At 63.4% G+C, this 17,703-nt stretch carries 17 protein-coding genes and 1 tRNA gene; 5 read left to right on the forward strand and 13 right to left on the reverse strand.

Annotated elements, in window-relative coordinates; all coding sequences use genetic code 11:
* Positions 1 to 65 precede the first annotated feature (65 nt).
* The 7 genes from JQ572_RS05700 to JQ572_RS05730 form a co-directional block, all read right to left on the reverse strand.
* Positions 66 to 596: a cytochrome b gene (locus tag JQ572_RS05700; RefSeq protein ID WP_211381967.1), complete on the reverse strand. Its 531-nt coding sequence runs from the start codon at positions 594 to 596 to the stop codon at positions 66 to 68.
* A 217-nt stretch (positions 597 to 813) separates the two neighbouring features.
* Positions 814 to 1,785: an iron exporter MbfA gene (mbfA, locus tag JQ572_RS05705; protein ID WP_211381968.1), complete on the reverse strand. Its 972-nt coding sequence runs from the start codon at positions 1,783 to 1,785 to the stop codon at positions 814 to 816.
* A 67-nt stretch (positions 1,786 to 1,852) separates the two neighbouring features.
* The gene (locus tag JQ572_RS05710) at positions 1,853 to 3,001 is read right to left on the reverse strand and encodes an alpha/beta fold hydrolase (RefSeq protein WP_211381969.1); all 1,149 of its coding nucleotides are present in this window, start codon (positions 2,999 to 3,001) and stop codon (positions 1,853 to 1,855) included.
* 132 nt (positions 3,002 to 3,133) lie between these two features.
* A complete protein-coding gene (locus JQ572_RS05715; protein ID WP_211381970.1) occupies positions 3,134 to 4,003 on the reverse strand; it encodes an MBL fold metallo-hydrolase in 870 nt (289 codons plus the stop codon).
* 105 nt (positions 4,004 to 4,108) lie between these two features.
* Positions 4,109 to 4,720, reverse strand: coding sequence for a glutathione S-transferase family protein (locus tag JQ572_RS05720; protein WP_211381971.1), 612 nt, complete (start codon positions 4,718 to 4,720; stop codon positions 4,109 to 4,111).
* A gap of 143 nt (positions 4,721 to 4,863) precedes the next feature.
* On the reverse strand, positions 4,864 to 5,706 hold the full coding sequence (locus tag JQ572_RS05725) for a fumarylacetoacetate hydrolase family protein (protein WP_211381972.1): 843 nt from the start codon (positions 5,704 to 5,706) through the stop codon (positions 4,864 to 4,866).
* 197 nt (positions 5,707 to 5,903) lie between these two features.
* The gene (locus JQ572_RS05730; protein ID WP_211381973.1) at positions 5,904 to 6,755 is read right to left on the reverse strand and encodes an MBL fold metallo-hydrolase; all 852 of its coding nucleotides are present in this window, start codon (positions 6,753 to 6,755) and stop codon (positions 5,904 to 5,906) included.
* 133 nt (positions 6,756 to 6,888) lie between these two features.
* On the opposite strand from JQ572_RS05730, the gene JQ572_RS05735 reads away from it, so the two are divergent.
* Entirely contained in the window at positions 6,889 to 7,320 is a 432-nt protein-coding gene (locus JQ572_RS05735; protein ID WP_211381974.1) for a DUF3775 domain-containing protein, read from the forward strand.
* Between the two features lie 3 nt (positions 7,321 to 7,323).
* On the opposite strand, the gene JQ572_RS05740 is transcribed toward JQ572_RS05735, so the two are convergent.
* From JQ572_RS05740 to JQ572_RS05750, 3 genes are all read right to left on the reverse strand, one after another.
* Positions 7,324 to 8,313: an NADPH:quinone reductase gene (locus JQ572_RS05740; protein WP_211381975.1), complete on the reverse strand. Its 990-nt coding sequence runs from the start codon at positions 8,311 to 8,313 to the stop codon at positions 7,324 to 7,326.
* 84 nt (positions 8,314 to 8,397) lie between these two features.
* Positions 8,398 to 9,180, reverse strand: a complete 783-nt coding sequence (locus JQ572_RS05745; RefSeq protein WP_211381976.1) for an SDR family oxidoreductase — start codon at positions 9,178 to 9,180, stop codon at positions 8,398 to 8,400.
* Positions 9,181 to 9,363: 183 nt separating this feature from the next.
* Entirely contained in the window at positions 9,364 to 9,876 is a 513-nt protein-coding gene (locus tag JQ572_RS05750) for a CvpA family protein (protein ID WP_211381977.1), read from the reverse strand.
* Positions 9,877 to 9,994: 118 nt separating this feature from the next.
* On the opposite strand from JQ572_RS05750, the gene JQ572_RS05755 reads away from it, so the two are divergent.
* A complete protein-coding gene (locus JQ572_RS05755) occupies positions 9,995 to 10,756 on the forward strand; it encodes an SDR family oxidoreductase (RefSeq protein WP_211381978.1) in 762 nt (253 codons plus the stop codon).
* A gap of 159 nt (positions 10,757 to 10,915) precedes the next feature.
* Here JQ572_RS05755 and JQ572_RS05760 read toward each other — a convergent pair whose 3' ends face one another.
* The gene (locus tag JQ572_RS05760) at positions 10,916 to 12,508 is read right to left on the reverse strand and encodes a GMC family oxidoreductase (RefSeq protein ID WP_211381979.1); all 1,593 of its coding nucleotides are present in this window, start codon (positions 12,506 to 12,508) and stop codon (positions 10,916 to 10,918) included.
* A gap of 118 nt (positions 12,509 to 12,626) precedes the next feature.
* The gene (locus JQ572_RS05765) at positions 12,627 to 14,096 is read right to left on the reverse strand and encodes a coniferyl aldehyde dehydrogenase (RefSeq protein WP_211381980.1); all 1,470 of its coding nucleotides are present in this window, start codon (positions 14,094 to 14,096) and stop codon (positions 12,627 to 12,629) included.
* A gap of 313 nt (positions 14,097 to 14,409) precedes the next feature.
* On the opposite strand from JQ572_RS05765, the gene JQ572_RS05770 reads away from it, so the two are divergent.
* The 3 genes from JQ572_RS05770 to JQ572_RS05780 all read left to right on the forward strand — a co-directional run bounded on the left by JQ572_RS05770 (position 14,410) and on the right by JQ572_RS05780 (position 16,760).
* Positions 14,410 to 14,486 (forward strand) — tRNA-Met (locus JQ572_RS05770).
* Positions 14,487 to 14,711: 225 nt separating this feature from the next.
* The gene (locus JQ572_RS05775; protein WP_211381981.1) at positions 14,712 to 15,680 is read left to right on the forward strand and encodes an FkbM family methyltransferase; all 969 of its coding nucleotides are present in this window, start codon (positions 14,712 to 14,714) and stop codon (positions 15,678 to 15,680) included.
* A gap of 225 nt (positions 15,681 to 15,905) precedes the next feature.
* On the forward strand, positions 15,906 to 16,760 hold the full coding sequence (locus JQ572_RS05780; protein WP_211381982.1) for a L,D-transpeptidase: 855 nt from the start codon (positions 15,906 to 15,908) through the stop codon (positions 16,758 to 16,760).
* Positions 16,761 to 17,094: 334 nt separating this feature from the next.
* On the opposite strand, the gene JQ572_RS05785 is transcribed toward JQ572_RS05780, so the two are convergent.
* On the reverse strand, positions 17,095 to 17,586 hold the full coding sequence (locus JQ572_RS05785) for a hypothetical protein (RefSeq protein ID WP_211381983.1): 492 nt from the start codon (positions 17,584 to 17,586) through the stop codon (positions 17,095 to 17,097).
* Positions 17,587 to 17,703: the final 117 nt, after the last annotated feature.

The raw sequence follows: 17,703 nt of genomic DNA on the forward strand, positions 1-17,703 counted from the left end.
AGATGATGCGCAGTTTTACCTGATGTCGCAACCGCCGTTTGACAGCCGTTGACCTGTGACGAAAGCTACCTGGGCAGCATCCGCTGCATGACACGATCGCGATAGATGAAGATGTGTGCGAGCCCGGCTGCAACGTGAATACCGATGGTTACGACGAGCGCCAGTTCCATGGCCTGGTGCAGGCCGTCGATTGTCCGCCCGGCGGCAGCGTTGTCGGACGCGAGCATCGGCAGCGGCACAAGATAGAAGAGGGAAACAGACCATCCGCGGAAGGACGCAAACAGCCAGCCCGAAATCGTCGTGGCGAACACCAGCGCATAAAGCAGCCAGTGGATCGCCTCTGAGCTCACGCGTTGCCAGGCCGGGAGCGAGCTCTCCGGTGCAACGGGATGGGTAAGACGCCAGAAGAAGCGCAGGGCGGTCAGAGCCAGAACCGTCATTCCGACCGAGACGTGAAACGTCATCCCGGCACCGGGCGTCATGCCGCGGTGCAGGTCCGGCATCAGCCAGCCGATCGGGTATTGCACGACAAGCAGTCCGACAATAAGCCAGTGGAAGATCTTGGCCGGTGTCCCATAGTGAAGTTGGCCCGTCATGAAGTCGCCCGATCCTGCGACAAGTGTCGCTCGAGGGTTGGAAGCTGCATGCAAAGGCATGCGCGAAATGCGTAGCCGTTGATCATCTTCACCACGAGACGATCGGATGCGGGCGTGACGCGCGCGGCCGGCGTGACATCCGCCTCGCCATGGCGGCCGGAGCCGACGCCCATGATCGGATTGACGATGAACTCGTATTGCGCTCCGTCATCGCCGTCTACGCCGCCCCGATCAATATCCCCACCGCCAGCACGATGGCGCCGCCGAGCACGATCTGGAACACAGCCTGGAGGAACGGCGTGTCCATGTAGCGCGCGCGGATGAAGGCGATCGCCCACAATTCGAAGAACACGACGATGCCGGCGATCGCGGTCGCGATCCAGAACGCATTGGCCCACGTGTCCGGCACCAGATAGGGCATGGTGTGGCCGAGCCCGCCGAGCGTCGTCATCGCCCCGCAGGTGAGACCGCGCAGCCATGGCGAGCCGCGACCGGTGAGCGAGCCGTCGTCGGACAGCGCCTCCGCAAATCCCATGCTGATGCCGGCGCCGATGGAGGCGGCGAGGCCGACCAGAAAGGTCTGCCAATTCTGGTGGGTGGCAAACGCGGCCGCGAACAGCGGCGCCAGAGTCGAGACCGATCCGTCCATCAGTCCGGCGAGGCCCGGCTGCACGTATTGCAGCACGAACATGCGGCGGTTGGTGCGATCTTCCTCCGCGCGCACATCAGGGCTGAGGATCTGGTCCGACAGCTTTGCGGCCATCTCTTCGTGGCCTTTCTCCGCTTCGGCGAGATCGCCGAGCAAACGGCGAACGCCGACGTCCTGAGCCTGTTCGGCGGCCTTGACGTAAAAGCGCTCGGCCTGCATTTCCATGGTCTCGACCTCCCTGCGGATGGTGTCGAGCGACAGGTTCTTTGTGAGCCAGACCGGGCGGCGTCGCAGGAAGCCCTTGACGTCCTCGCGGCGGATGGGAGGCAGGTGCGGACCGAAACGCTGCTCATAGGTTTCCAGCAGCATGTGACGATGCCCGCGCTCTTCCTCGGCCATCTGCTCAAAGATCTTGGCGGAATCCGGATAACGCTCGCGGAGATCCTCGGCGAAGGTCATGTAGATGCGGCTGTCCTCCTCCTCGGAGGAGATCGCGACCGCGAGCACCTCGCGCTCGGTCAGATCGGAAAAGTTCTTCACGGCGGCCCTGCTTCCCAAGTTTAGAATAATTCTAAACTATATAGAATGCCGGGGTTCCCCGGTCAAATCACGCCGGGCCGCTCTTCGTCAGGAAGTCGAGCAGCAGACGGCTCACCTCGGCAGGCTGCTCCTGCTGCACCCAATGGCCGGCACCGTCGACGAGGTGGCAGCCGAGCATGTTCGTGCACCCGCGGCCCAGCATCGCTTCGAACACCCCGGGGCGCTGGTAGGTGCCCCAATCCTGCTTGCCCGAGATGAAGCAGGAGGGCACGTCGATGCTGCGACCGGAGAACAGCTGCATCTCGTTATTGAGCATGCCCGACGTGCCGTAGCGGTACCATTGCAGGCCACCCTGGAATCCGGTGCGGCGATATTCGGCGCTGTAATACGCAAGCTCGCTGTCCGGCAGCCATCGATTGGCGGCGATCGCGGCGGCCGAGGGCATCTCCTTCGCAACCGTCTCGGCCATGGTCTCGCCGGCGTCCATCACGTAGTAGGTCGGCAGTTTTGCGAGCTCGCTCGCCGACCATGATGTCAGCGGGTAAGGCTTGTTGTCGGCCCAGTCCGCGCTCTTGTGATGGTAGTAGGCGCGCAGGAAATCATGCACGCCTTGCGGCGCGTGCTGCATGTCGGCATTGGCCTGACGTGTCGAATAGTACCATTGATAGTGCTTGCGCGGACGCGGCAGCGCGGCGAGCTCGCGGTGAACGGGGTCTTCGACCGCAGGCTTCGCCGGCGCGTCGACCGTGCCAAACGGCAACGGCGGCGCGCCGCCGAACGGCGCGCTCATCATCGTCACCGAGCGAAACACGTCCGGACGTATCAGCGCGCACCAGGCCGCGACCGGGCTGCCGAAATCATGTCCGGCCAGATCGACCTGCTCGTAGCCGAAGGCCGACACCAGGGCGAGCGCATCGCGCACCAGGTTGAGGAGCGAGAAGGGCGCAAGATCGCCGTCGAAATCGGCGCTCCATCCCGTGGTGCGGCCGTAGCCGCGCTGGTCCGGCGCGATCACGTGATAGCCGGCTTCGGCGAGCGCCGGCATCACCTTGCGCCAGGAGAAGGCGAGCTCGGGAAAGCCGTGCAGCAGCAGGATGCAGGGCCGGCCCCTGGTCTCGAAGCCTGCCTCCAGCACATGCATGCGCAGGCCGTTGATGCCGTCGACATAACGCGAGCGGATGCCGGCGGGCAGGGGGACGTCGGGGAGATCGGCCATCGCTTCCTCCACTCGGGTGGAATCGCAGGGTGGGCAAAGGCGCGTTTTGCGCGCCGTGCCCACCATCTTTCTACACCGCGTTTGGCATGGTGGGCACGCTTCGCTTTGCCCTCCATACGAGTGCGGACTCTACTAAACCGCCGCGCAAACGAACCCGCTGCCCTTGCGCCGGATCTTGCCCACCGACGGCGACGGGAAATGCGCGGTGCAGCACAGCGTATCGGTGTCGCAATAGCGCTCCAGGAAACTGCGGCGCGTGGTTGCCGCCTTCGCCGGATCGACGTCGAACTTGATCGACAGTTCCGGATAAAGCGTCTGCAACGGCGAATGCATGAGGTCGCCGGAGAACACGGCGTCGTCCTTGCCGCGGCCCATCGTAACAGCGACATGGCCGGGCGTGTGGCCCGGTGTCGGCAGGATGCGGACGTGATCGCCGATCTGGTGGTCGTTGCCGACCACCTCGTGACGCTTGGCCTCGACCACCGGCAACACGCTGTCGACGAAGGGGGCGACCTCCGCCTTCGCGTTCTGCTCGGTCCAGTAGTCGAACTCCTGCTTGGCGAACACGTAGCGCGCTTTCGGGAAGGTCGGCACCCAGCGGCCGTTCTCCATCCGCGTATTCCAGCCGACGTGATCGACGTGGAGATGCGTGCACATCACGAAGTCGATGTCGTCAGGCGAGAATCCGGCAGCGTTGAGTCCGCGCAGATAGGTGTCGTCGGTCTTCATGTTCCATTTCGGGCGCTGCGGCCGCGGCTTGTCGTTGCCGATGCAGCTGTCGACCAGAATGGTGTGGTGCGGCGTCTTGATCACATAGGACTGGAAACACAGGATCAAGACATTCTGCTCGTCCATCGCCTTCGCCTCACGCATCCATGCGCGGTTCTCGGCCAGCACCTCCGGCGTAAGACCGGGGATGAGCTCCAGCGCCGGGAGGAACGTCGTCTCCTGCTCGATGATGCGATGGATGGTGAGATCGCCGACCGAGTATTTCAGGCTCATGAGAATTCCTGCGAGTTACAAGCATGATCCGGAAAAGTGTGCGGCGGTTTTCCGAAAAGATCATGCTCGAACGGAAAGCTGAAGCGCGATGCGGATCATCGCGTTTTAGCTGGCCGGCGGCACCGAGATCTTGACGGAAGGCCGCTCCAGCATCTTCTGGTGGAAGGCGTCGAGCTTCGGATAGGCCTTGCGCCAGCCGCAATCGGCGAAGCGGAAGTCGGCATAACCGAGCACGCAGACGAGGCCGATCTGCGAGATGTCGAACGGGCCGTTCAGCACGTCGGGCATGTTCTCGAAGCGCGCCATGCCGGTCCAGGCCCGGTTCCAGTGGTCGTCCGACCATGCCTGCCATTGCAGGCCCTGCGGCCGCACCATCTTCTCGTAGCGGCACAGCAGCATGGAATCGAGCATGCCGTTGATCAGGGAATGATTGGTCTTGGCCTTCCAGCGCCGTGGGCCATAGTCGGGGATCAGGCTGCCGCCGGCCATCTCGTTGAGATATTCGACGATGACGTAGGAGTCCAAGATGACGTCGCCGTCATTGGTGATCAGCACCGGCAGCTTCTTCAGCGGTGTGATGCGCGAATAGTCCTCGTTGGCCGTGCCCGGAGCGACGGTCGCGGGCGTGAATTCGATCTTGTCGATCAGCCCGAGCTCGATCGCGGCGATGCGCACCTTGCGGGCAAAGGGCGAGGCTGGGGAGAAGGAGAGCTTCATGGCGCGTATCCAACAATGAAAGTTTTGCTTCGTCATTGCGAGGAGCGAAGCGACGAAGCAATCCAGAGTGTCGCCGCGGAGGGATTCCGGATTGCTTCGCTTCGCTCGCAATGATGTTGTGGCGGGCCGTCGTGGTCGGAGGCTTACGCCCCAATAATCTCCTGGCGCTGCTCGCCGAGGCCCTCGATGCCGAGGGTGACGACGTCGCCGACATTGAGGAAAGTCGGCGGCTTCATGCCGAGCCCGACGCCGGGCGGAGTGCCGGTGGTGATGATGTCGCCCGGCAGCAGCGTCATGAACTGCGAGACATAGGAGATGCACTTGGCCATGGAGAAGATCATGGTCTTGGTCGAGCCGGTCTGGCGGCGCTGGCCGTTGACGTCGAGCCACATCGACAGGTCCTGCACGTCCTTGATCTCGTCCTTGGTCGCAAGCCACGGTCCGACCGGGCCGAAGGTATCGTGCGACTTGCCCTTGGTCCACTGCCCCAGGCGCTCGGTCTGGAAGGCGCGCTCGGAGACGTCGTTGCAGACGCAATAGCCGGCGACATGGTTCAGCGCATCGGCTTCCGAGACATACTTGGCACGGGTGCCGATGATCGCGGCGATCTCGACTTCCCAGTCGAGCTTGGTCGAGCCGCGCGGCTTCTCGACCGCGTCGTTCGGACCGGACAACGAGGTGTTCGCCTTCATGAAGATGATCGGCTCGGTCGGGATCGCCGCACCAGTCTCCTTGGCGTGGTCGCTGTAGTTGAGGCCGATCGCCACGAATTTCGAGATGCCGGTCACGGGCGCGCCGAAGCGCGGCTTGCCCGAGACGGCGGGCAGCGAAGCGGGATCGAGGCCCGCCAGCTTCTTCAGAGTATCAGGCGAATAGGCTTCGCCGGTGAGGTCCTTCACATGCGCCGACAGGTCGCGCAACTGGCCGGATTTGTCGATCAGGCCGGGCTTTTCCGCACCCTTCTCGCCATAACGAACAAGCTTCATTCTCGTTTCTCCCTTGGGATGGACTGATCGGTTAAATAGCTTCATGGAACAGGGCGGCGGGAAATTCAACCGCTCAAAGCGGGGCGCATTGCAGCCCCCGCAATTCAGGGATCGTAGGGCGGACAAAGGTGCGAAGCGCCGTGCCCTCCAATTCTCGTGGTTGCCCCGGGAATAGTGGGCACGCTCCGCTTTGCCCCCTACGATTGCAGCGCCACGAACCTGAACGCATCCCCGTCCCGCCGGATGTGCCCGGCCGAATAGTGCCCGCCGATCACCAGCGTCGGGCTGTCGGCAAAGCGCGAGAACAATTTGTGCCGGCTGGCCGCCGATTGAGCGGGGTCGGTATCGACGACCGAGCACCAGTCAAGATGCGCCATCTGGCAGGGGTGGTGGGCGACGTCGCCGGCGAGCAGCGCCTGCTCGCCGCCGGACTCGATCAGGACGCTCACGTGCCCGGGACTGTGGCCGGGGGTCGGGATCACGCGGATTTCCTCGCAGAGCCGGTGGTCGCTTGGGATCAACTCGGCCTGGCCGGCATCGACGACCGGCTTCACGGAATCGTTGAACACCGCGACCTTGTCCGGCTCGGCCGTGTAGCCGCGCCAATATTCGTATTCGGTCTTGCCGAACAGGTAGCGGGCGTTGGGGAAGGTCGGCACCCATCGACCGCCAGACAGCTTCGTGTTCCAGCCGACGTGATCGACATGAAGATGCGTGCACAGCACCGTGTCGATGCTGTCAGGGGGAAAGCCCGCCGCGGTCATGCTCTCCAGAAACGGGGTGCTGCGGTTGTTCCAGGTCGGCACGCCGCGGCCCTGCTTGTCGTTGCCAAGGCCGGTGTCGACCACGATGCGACGTGCCGGTGTCTCCACCACCAGTGAATGGATCGACATCTTCAGCCGGCCTTCATCCGTGGCAAAATGCGGCATCAGCCAGGGCAGCTTCCGGATTTCATCATTGGTCGCGGCCGGCAGGATGAAGCGGGTCGAGCCGACCGTCTCCATTTCGACGATCTTCGTGATCCTGACCTTGCCGACCGTCCACGACATGCCCTGCGCCCCCGGATTTTCTTGCTTTCGCGAAAGATGCGGCCTTCCGTGGTCGAACGCAATGGATCATCTGTCGCGATATCGCGTTATCCGAGGAACCCGAACCAGCCAAACGACACCCCAGGGGGAGCCCATGCCAGAGCTTGCCATTTCCGCCGACAAGGTTGCCTTCATCATCGAGAAGGCCCGTGAATTCGACGTCAAGGAAGCGGCGTCCGATCCGGATTCGGGGTCGAATCCGTCCGACGATGACGAGATCGACGTGCTGGAGGACAACGCGTCAGATCCGGTCGCTGGCGAGCTTGCAGGCTTCATCCGGGCGCTGAACGAGGACGAGCAGCTTGATCTCGTCACGTTGATGTGGCTCGGCCGCGGCGACGGTGACGTCGAGGAGTGGGACGATCTGCGTACCCGCGCCGTCGAGGCGCGCGCCGAGTACAAGGCGCCCCGGCGCGAAGCGGTGCGGTATCTGCTGGGCGAGCCGATGCTGGGCGATCTGCTCGCCGACGGCATGGACGAGCTTGGTATCGACTGGTCCGACGAGCGGACCACGCCGGTCTCGTAGGACCTACTTGGCGCAATCGACGATCACGGTGCCGAGCTTGTCGCCCTTCTCGACGGCGAGATGCGCCTGCGCGGTCTCCGACAGCGCGAACTGCGCCGCGACATTATGGATGCGCGGCCCTGCCGCCAGCCATTTCGAGATATCGGCCTGCGCAGCCCCAAGCAGCGCCGGCGGCAGTGCGAACAGCACGAGCGAACGAAGGGTAATGCATTTCTCCATCAGCTCGCGCATCGGCACTGTCGGCGTGCGGTTGCCATTGGTGGCGTAGACCGCGATCGTGGAATTGACGTCCATCAGCTTCAGCGTCGTCGCGATATTGCCTCCGAAATCGACATCGACGACACGGTCGACGCCGCGTCCGCCGGAAAAGGCCATTGCCTTGGCGGCGACGTCCTCGTCCTTGTAATTGACCACGAGATCGGCCCCCGCTTGCCGGGCCTGCTCCCCCTTCATCGCCGAGCTGACGGTTGCGATCACCTGCGCGCCGCCCCATTTGGCGAGCTGCACGGCATAGTGGCCGACCGCGCCGGCACCGCCGGTGACGAGCACGGTCTTGCCGACGATCGGTCCGTCCGCAAACAGGCTGCACCACGCGGTCATCGCGGGGATGCCGAGCGTTGCGCCTTCCGCGAACGAAAGATGATCCGGCAGCGGCGTCACCAGCTGCTCGGCAAGCGCAATATATTCCGCCGCCGTGCCGAAGGCGCGGCCGTTGCGCTGGCCGTTGAACAGCCAGACACGGTCGCCGATCTTGAAACGCGTCACGCCGTCGCCGACCTGATCGACAAACCCCGCGCCGTCGCTGTTCGGGATCACGCGGGGATATTCCATGGTCCGGTAGCTGCCGCCGCGCCGGCCGACATCGGCCGGGTTGACGCCGGAGGCTTCCAGGCGAATGCGAACTTCGCCTGGGCCCGCGACCGGCGTCGCCATCTCACCATAGGTGAGAACGTCCGCCGCCGGTCCTGCCTCTTCGTACCAGACCGCTCTCATCTGGATTGCTTTCTGAGTCTTGGGCAAGCAGGTGCGGCATCGGGAATCCACCTCTCCCCGCTGGGGAGAGGTGTAGCCCTGCCCTCACAGCGTGCCGGGGAAGGCGCCGCCGTCAAGCAGGAGGTTCTGGCCGGTGATGAAGCCGGCCCTCGCGCCGCAGAGAAAGGCGCAGGCATAGCCGAATTCGTCGGGATCGCCGAAGCGGCCGGCGGGATTGAGCTTGGCGCGCTCGGCCAGAACCTGGTCCGGCGTGATTCCGCGCTTCTCGGATTCCCCCTTCGCGGTACTGCGCAGGCGGTCGGTCTCGAACGGGCCCGGCAAGAGGCCGTTGATGGTGACGTTGTTGATCACGGTCTTGCGCGACAGGCCGGCGATGAAGCCGGTGAGGCCGGCGCGCGCGCCGTTGGAGAGGCCGAGGATGTCGATCGGCGCCTTCACCGCGGCCGAGGTGATGTTGACGATGCGGCCGAACTTGCGCGCCATCATGCCGTCCACGGTCGCCTTGATCAGCTCGATCGGCGTCAGCATGTTGGCATCGATCGCCTTGATCCAGTCGTCGCGGGTCCAGTTGCGGAAATCGCCGGGCGGCGGGCCGCCGGCATTGTTGATCAGGATGTCCGGCTCTGGGCAGGCCTTCAGCACGGCCTCGCGGCCGGCCGGCGTCGTGATGTCGCCGACGATCTCGGTGACGGTCACATCGGGATAGGCCTTGCGGATTTCGTCGGCCGTCTTCTTCAAGGCTTCGGCGCCGCGCGCGGTCAGCGTGACGTGAACGCCGGCTTCGGCCAGCGAGATGGCGCAGGCGCGTCCGAGGCCCTTGCTGGATGCGCAGACGATGGCGCGGCGACCTTTGATCCCAAGATCCACTGTTTCACTCCCGTAAATGGCAGGCAGGTTTTAAGACGGCGGCACTCTAGCCAACCTCGACGCCGCTGATAAGGGACGGGCTCGCACCAAAATGCATGCGCGTCGGCGCGGCGATGCAAATGTGCGGGCATGATCCGGAAAAGTGTCCGCAGTTTTCCGAAAAGTTCATGCCCAGACAATGAGCTAGATGCGCCGTTCCTGCTTGAGGCGGTCGATCGCGGAGGCCGCCTCCGGTGGCAGCGACTTGAAGCCCATCTGGCCGGCGGCCGAGAACAGCGGCCGCAGATGCGAGCCGGCGAGGAACGGCGGCTGGCGGTTGGCCGGCACGATCTGGTCGAACACCAGCACCAGCGTGGTGGCGACGAGGCCGACCCTGATCGCGCCGAGCGCGGCGCCGCCGAGCCGGTCGCCGATGCCGGCGTCGCGTATGGTGTCGCTCAGCGCCAGGCGGCCGATATATCCAAACAGCATGCCGACCACGACGAAGATGCCGAAGAACCAGATCCAGTTCTGAAACAGCGGTGGATTCGGATTGCTTGCGACCTGCGGGACGATCAGCGGCATCAGCGCGACGGCGATGGGGGCGGCGAGGAGATAGGCGAGGATGGTCATGGCACTGCCGAGCAGGCCGGTCCTGAAGCCAAATCCGATTGCAACTGCGAACGCCGCATAGACCGCGAGATCGAAACTGTTCATTGCGAAAGCCCTGCCATGGAACGAATGAACGCTGAACCGATCGTTCCGGTTTCAGATCGTTAAAATCGTCTGTATTGATGGGCTCCAAAAGCGCGGGAACACGTCCAGGGAAATCGTCATGTCAGACCTATTCGACGTCAGTAAAGAAACCATCCTCGTGACGGGCGCGAGCCAGGGGCTGGGGCGGCAATTTGCCCGGGTGCTGGCGGCGCATGGCGCGGCCGTCGCGCTGGCGGCGCGGCAAACGGAAAAGTTGAAGAATCTGGAACAGGACATCCGCGGCAAGGGTGGCCGCGCCGCCGCGGTCGCGCTCGACGTCACAGATATCGCTTCGATTGCGAAAGCCGTCGATGCGGCGGAAGCCGCGCTCGGTCCGATCACGGTGCTGGTCAACAATGCCGGCATCGCGATCGAGAAGCTCGCAACCGAGCAGACCGAATCCGATTGGGATGCCGTAATCGGCGCCAATCTGAAGGGCGCCTATTTCCTCGCGACGGAAGTTGCGCGGCGCATGATCGCGCGCAAGCAGCCCGGCAACATCGTCAACATTGCCTCCGTACTCGGCACCGGCGTGCTGAAGGCTGTGTCGCCTTACGCGATCTCCAAGGCGGGCATCATCCAGGCGACCAGGGCGATGGCGCTCGAGCTCGCCGGGCAGAACATCCGCATCAACGCGCTCGCGCCCGGCTACATCGACACCGAGATGAACCACGCATTCTGGTCGACGCCGCCGGGCGAGCGCCTGGCCAAGCGTATCCCCCAGCGCCGCGTCGGCGCCGAGTCCGATCTCGACGGCGCGATCCTGCTGCTGGCCTCGCAGGCGTCGCGGTACATGACGGGGAGCGTGGTGACGGTGGACGGCGGGTTTCTGCTGAATTGAGCTCTTTCTTCACCTCGCCCCGCTTGCGGGGAGAGGTCGCACCGCATCGAAGATGCGATGCGGGTGAGGGGGAGCCTCCGCAGATTCAACTGCATCCGTCCTCGCGGAGACTTCCCCTCACCCCAACCCTCTCCCCGCAAGCGGGGAGAGGGAGAAGAGCTACCGCATCTCCGCCCGGATCATATCCGCCGCCTTCTCCCCGATCATGATGGTCGGCGCATTGGTATTGCCGCCGATCAGCGTCGGCATGATCGAGGCGTCGACAACGCGCAAAGCCTCGACGCCGTGCACCTTCAGCGACGGATCCACCACGGCCATCGCATCGGTGCCCATCTTGCAGGTGCCGACGGGGTGATAGACGGTGTCGACGCGATTGCGCAGGATGGCGCGGATGTCGTCGTCCGTTCTCACACCGGACGTGAACATGTCCTTCTTCTGCAACGCGCGCATCGCCGGTGTCTCCATCAGCCGTCGCGTGGTCTTGAAGCCCGCGACCATCGTCTCGAGATCCTCCGCCTCGCCCAGAAAGTTCGGATCGATCATGGGGGCAGCGAACGGATCGGTGCTTTTCAGCCACACGCTGCCGCGGCTCTTCGGCCTGAGCAGGCAGACATGGCACGAGAAGCCTGCCTCCTTGTGCTTCTTGCGGCCGTGGTCGTCGAGCATCGCGATGATGAAGTGGAGCTGAATGTCCGGCACGTCGAGGTGGGCCTGCGTCTTCAGGAAGCCGCCACACTCGGCGAAATTGGTGGTCATCAGGCCGCGTCGCTCGCGGCGGTACCGCTGGATGGCGCGGAGCAGGGATGGCAGCCGACCGAGCGATGAATGAACGAAGTGCGGATAGTCGGAGGCGTACACGAACACGAAGTCCGGATGGTCCTGCAGATTGCGCCCGACGCCCGGCAAATGATGCACGACGCCAATGCCGTGCGCGCGAAGCGCATCGCCATCGCCGACGCCCGACAGCATCAGCAGTTGCGGTGACTGGAAGGCGCCGGAGGCGAGGATCACCTCGCGGCGGGCGCGCAGCTGCTTGGTCTGCTTGCCCTGGACATATTCGATGCCGACCGCGCGTCCACCTTCGAACAGGATTTTCGTCGCCTGCGCCCCCGTCTCGACGCGCAGATTCGCGCGCTTGTCCATATGGGGCTGAACGTAGGCACGCGCCGCGCTCCAGCGCTCGCCATTGTGCTGCGTCACCTGGTAGCTGCCGAGCCCTTCGTGGTCCTCTTCATTGAAGTCCTCGCGGATGCGGAATTGCGCCTCCCGCGCGGCCTGATGGAAGACGTCGTGGATCGGATTGTCCGAGCGCAGTTTGTTGACATGCAGCGGGCCCCCTTTGCCGTGATACGCGCCGTCGAAATCGGTGTTGTTCTCCGAGCGCTTGAAATAGGGCAGCACGTCGGCGTACGACCAGCCGGCATTGCCGAGCGAGGCCCAGTGGTCGTAGTCCCATTTGTTGCCGCGGATGTAGACCATGGCGTTGATCGCCGAGGAGCCGCCGAGGCCCTTGCCGCGCGGTTGATAGCCGATCCGGCCGTTCAATCCCTTCTGCGGCACAGTATCGAAGGCCCAGTTGGCCGCGCTGTATGGCAAAGCGAGCCCGAATGGCGTGGTGATCCGCCAATTGTCGTTTCGCCCGCCGGCATCGAGCAGTGCCACGGATGTCCCCGCATCCTCGGACAGCCTTCCTGCCACCGCGCAGCCGCCGGAGCCCGCGCCCACGACGACGAAATCGAATGTGTCAGTCACCTGGTTTCCCCCATTTGCTTTTTTTGTCGTCAGTGCGAGCGAAGCGAAGCAATCCAGTATCCCTCCGTGGTGACGGTCTGGATTGCTTCGCTTCGCTCGTAATGACGGCGTTGAGACTTTACGACATGAACCGCATCAATTTCTCCAGCCGCGCGATCTTGCCGCCGTAGGGCGGATAGAGGTCGGCGAGGCGGTTGAACCTGGAGCGGTAGAACACCGGCTTCAGCTTGCTGAACGTACGAAATCCCCATTCGCCGTGATAGGCGCCGGTGCCGGACGCGCCGACGCCGCCCATCGGCTGGTTGATTTGCGCGAAGTGGAACAGGCAGTCGTTGACGGTGACGCCGCCGGAGATCGTGCGCGTCAGCACCGTCTCGCGCGCAATCCGGTCCTTGCCGAACCAGTACAGCGCCAGCGGCCGGTCACGGGCATTGATGAAGGCGATGGCGTCTGCCGGCTCGCGATAGCCGAGCACCGGCAGCACGGGACCAAAAATCTCCTCCTGCATCGCGGCCATCTCTCCGGTCCCTCCGACGATCAGCGTCGGAGGGAATTTGCGGTGCGCCTTCCAGTTCGGATCGTCTGCCTTCGCCGGTTGCAGGATCTTTGCGCCGCGGCTTGCCGCATCGGCGACCAGACCTTCCAGTCGCGCATAATGCCGGTCGGAAATGATGGAGGTGTAGTCCTTGTTTGCGGGGTCGGTGCCGAACATGCGCCGCATCTGCGCGCGCACTTTTTCGGCGAAGGCCTGCAATGCGTGCTCGGGCACCAGCACGTAGTCCGGCGCGATGCAGGTCTGCCCGGCATTGAGCAGCTTGCCATAGGCGATGCGCTCGGCCGCCTCTTCGAGATCGGCGGAGGCGTCGATGATGGCGGGTGACTTGCCGCCGAGCTCGAGCGTGACAGGCGTCAGATTGCGCCCCGCGGCCTCCGCGACCAGCCGCCCAACCCGCGTCGAGCCGGTGAAGACCAGATGATCGAACGGCAGGTGAGCGAAGGTTTTTGCGACCTCGTCCTCCACGCTGGTAACGAGCAACTCGGTCGCGTCGAATCTCTGCCCGACCGTCTCCTTCAGCAGCGCGGAGAAGCTGGGGGCCAGCTCGCTCGGCTTGATGATGACACGGTTGCCGGCGGCGAGCGCGCCGATCGCGGGCGCGAGCGTGAGCTGGAGCGGATAATTCCAGGGCGCGATGATGCCGACGACGCCGAGTGCTTGCGGGATCAGCCGGTTGCGCGCGGGCAGGAATTGCAGCGCGGTGGCGACGCGTTGCGGCGCCATCCAGCTCTTCAGGTGCTTTGTGGCATGCCGGATCTCGCCGTAGACCATCATGGCTTCGGCGATGGTGGTCTCGACCGCCGAGCGGTGGCCGAAATCGGCCGAGATCGCCTGGCGGAAGCGTTCCTCGTTGTCGGCGACGACGGCGCGCAGCCGCGCCAGCCGGTCGAGCCGCTCGGCGAGGTCAGACGCCGGCTCGGTCCGCGACCGCGCGACCATGGCATGGAAGGCGTCCTCGAGGGCCAGCTGCGGGGCGCTCGCTGGCGAATTGTCCAAGGATTGGTTCAAGGCGCGATCCAGGGATCGGTCCATGGGCGTTCTCCCTCTTGAAGCGGCGTTCGCCCCTTGGTTTTGTTGCCGCAAGCTGGCCCTTTGTGGAACTTCTGGCAAGGGCGCGCCAAACCGACCCGAATTTGGTCCATCCGCCTGTCATAAACTCGAAAAAAACGTTCCCGCAGCCCTTTCCAAAGGCAGCCCGGGTTGATAGATACGCCCTGCACCCGACGGGCCTTGCCCGGGGTTGCCTTCCAAGGAAGCCTTTGGGACGGAAGAGCAAGCCACGCGTACAGCGCCGGCCCTCCATCCACCGTCTCCGGCATTTTCGCGAAGGCAAGGCAACGTTTAACGCGGGGTGGAGCAGCCCGGTAGCTCGTCAGGCTCATAACCTGAAGGTCATAGGTTCAAATCCTATCCCCGCAACCAAGATAAGGAAAAGCCCTTGAGAACATTATGTTTTCAAGGGCTTTTCTTTGATCTGATACCGTCAACATTCGCTTGTCGGCGTCCGAACTCAACCAATTGCCATCACTGTTGGAGACCAATCGCATGAAGGGTCTTCGGCATGCCTCGTTTACGGGCGCCACCGAGCCGTCCGACATATCGCGATGACGGCTCGTCGATGGTGGCGGAGGTTGAGGGGAGCGACGGTTGCGGGTCCTCAAACAGCCCCACACACTCCTTGACCGATGTCTGCTTTCCGGTCTGACCTTCACTTCACACGCGTCTATCTCTGTTTTCATGGCTTCACCGCATATGACCAGCAACGAACACGACCTTCTGAATGATCTCATCCAGCCGGCGCGGCTCACCTCGGTGGTCGACGTCGGGGCCAATCCGATTGATGGTGACCCGCCCTACAAGGCGATGCTGCAACGAAGGCTTTGCACCGTCGTTGGCTTTGAACCGCAGGACGCGGCGCTCGCCGAGCTCAACGCCCGCAAGAGCGACCTGGAGAGCTACTACCACTACGTCGTCGGAAACGGGCACAAGGCAAAGCTGCGCCTCTGCCGAATACCGGGAATGACGAGCCTGCTGCTCCCGGATCAGAACGCACTCTCGCACTTTGCGAAATTCGCCGAATGGGGCACCGTGGTCAGTGAACATCCGGTCCAGACCCGCAGGCTCGACGATATTGCCGAAATCCGGGACCTGGATTTCCTGAAGATCGACGTTCAGGGCTCCGAACTCGCCGTGTTCGGAAGCGGACGGCAGAAGCTGAAGCAGGCGGTCGCCATCCAAACGGAGGTCTCGTTTCTCTGCCTCTACAAGGAGCAGCCGACGTTCGGCGATATCGATGGGGAATTGCGCAAGCAGGGGTTCATTCCTCACGCCTTTACGGCGATCAATCAGCGAATGATCGCTCCCTTGAGCGACCCGTCCAATCCCTATGCGGCGATGAACCAGTTGCTGGAGGCGGACATCGTCTACGTGCGAAACTTCATGCGGCCAGCCGACATGACGGTCGAGCAACTGAAACATCTCGCAATGATTGCTCATCATTGCTACCGCTCGTTCGACCTTGCCGCGAACTGCGTTCACCACCTGATTGCGCGCAAGGCGATCCCCGACCAGTCGATCCGCGACTACATGGCGTCCATCCAGCTTCCCAAAAGTTGAACCCGACTGCCTGTAAGTATCAGCTTTTGCACCCGGGGCTCTCGCCGTGCTGGTCATCCCCAACCGAACCTCAGGCAGGGCCCGGCATATCGAGACGATCATAGGTCGTCGGAATAAGAGTTCGGCGTTAACCACCGTTAACGGTTCCAGCCTGAGCGAGCTCGCTTCGAAGTTTCTTAAATCTTACTGGGTACCTCTTCCGGGCATAGTGATCCGGGGGAAGACATGGGCAAGCGGGCCAAACGTGGAAAGGCGGAGACGCTCGCACTGCCAATGGCCGGGAGAGTCGTTATTGGCGCCGTGGCCCTTGCCGCGTTGGGGTACGGTTTGCTGTCTCGCCCGGCGAGCGTGCAGCCGACACGGAAGCCGTCCGCGGTCCAGGCCCAGGCATCGTCAACTCCGGTCTACGTGGCAACTCCGGTTCATGCGTCGGCTCCGGCTCCGATTCCGGCGCCGGCCGCTCTGGTCGAACCGCCAAAAGCCGCTGACGGTCCCGGAGCATTGGTTCGGCAGGTGGTTGACTACGCCAGCCGCCAGACCCCGGGCACCGTGATCATAGATACCAAAAACACGTTCCTCTATTTCGTTCTGAACGACGCGCAAGCACTGCGCTACGGCATCGGTGTTGGCCGCGAAGGTTTCACGTGGTCCGGTGAGCAGACCGTGGCCCGTAAGGCAGAATGGCCGGATTGGCATCCGCCTGTGGAGATGGTTGTGCGTCAGCCTTATCTGCCGCGGTTCATGGCAGGCGGTCCCGGCAACCCGCTCGGCGCCCGGGCGATGTATCTGGGCGAGACCGAATATAGAATTCACGGCACCAACAAGCCCGATACGATCGGGAAGCGGGTTTCGTCCGGCTGTATCCGGCTGACCAATGAGGATGTCGTCGACCTTTATGAGCGGGTGAAAGTCGGAGCGAAAGTGATCGTGCTTCCGGCAACCGCTGCCCGCCGACCATTGCAGGGAACGCCGCCCGACGCCGCTTTCCGATCGCCGGACTCGGCATCGCCGTCGAACCGGCCCTCGGCAACTAGCGCGCAGATGCTGTCATCTGGACCGAAGATCGCCGAGGTCCAGTAACTCAGTCCTCCGTCCTCGGTCTGCAACCGGGGACAAGGAGGCAATTCAGGTCGTCGCGCCGGTCAGAACTGCTTGACCTCGATGGTGCCTTCGACCTCCAGCAGTCCAACGGGCATCGGCCGCTCCTGTCATGATTCAGTAGGCAGCGAATCGTACGACAGGCCCATGACGGAGATGGGACAGACGCGACGCGCGGCGACAGCCCTCGGCTGACGCGAAACTGACAGCGACGGTCTTGCCGTGGACCGCCTGAAACAAATGCCTCTCGCGTGCCCGTGAGCGCGCGAGAGGCGATGATGAGGATTCTCCTGATCGAGCCAAAGGCGGCCGAAGATCAGTCCCTGTGCGGACAGACCATCGTCAGATGGAGCAGCGTTGGCTTGTCCGCGCCCTTCTTGTACTCCCACTCCAGCCGGATCTCGTGCCGGTGGGCATAGGCATCGCTCGGCTCGTGGACGATGATGTTGGTCTTCATCGGGATCGGCGGCTCGGAGTTGAAGCATTTCCGGACGCAGGCATCGAGCAGATCGCATCGCGTCAGCGGAATGACGCCCGGCTCATCCCTGGACAGGGGCACCGTGTTCGGCTGGGTGCTGAGATCGAGACGAGCCCGGCCCTTCTCCTTGTGCCAGTACTTGGCGCTTCCCTGCGGCCAGGTCGATGCGGGGTTCAGAATCAGGTGGTACTGGCCGTATTCCAGGGTCGGCAGATCGATGTCGTCCGATGCCTTGAGCTTCGCCACGCTCTTCTTCATGTTCGCCAGCGGGTAGTAATTGCTGTTCATCAAATCCCTGAACGGCTTGCCGCTGTATGTCCTTCCACCCATCGCCTTGTCCTTCGATATGATCTAAGCCAATCAGGGTAACGTGCAGCCCAGCAAAGCTCGTTGGCCAGAACGAAAGCCTTCGGCGCCCCCTAGAACGCGCGGCCCCATTCTCGCGCA

Source organism: Bradyrhizobium sp. SZCCT0153 (assembly GCF_018129995.1).
Lineage (GTDB): Bacteria > Pseudomonadota > Alphaproteobacteria > Rhizobiales > Xanthobacteraceae > Bradyrhizobium > Bradyrhizobium japonicum_G.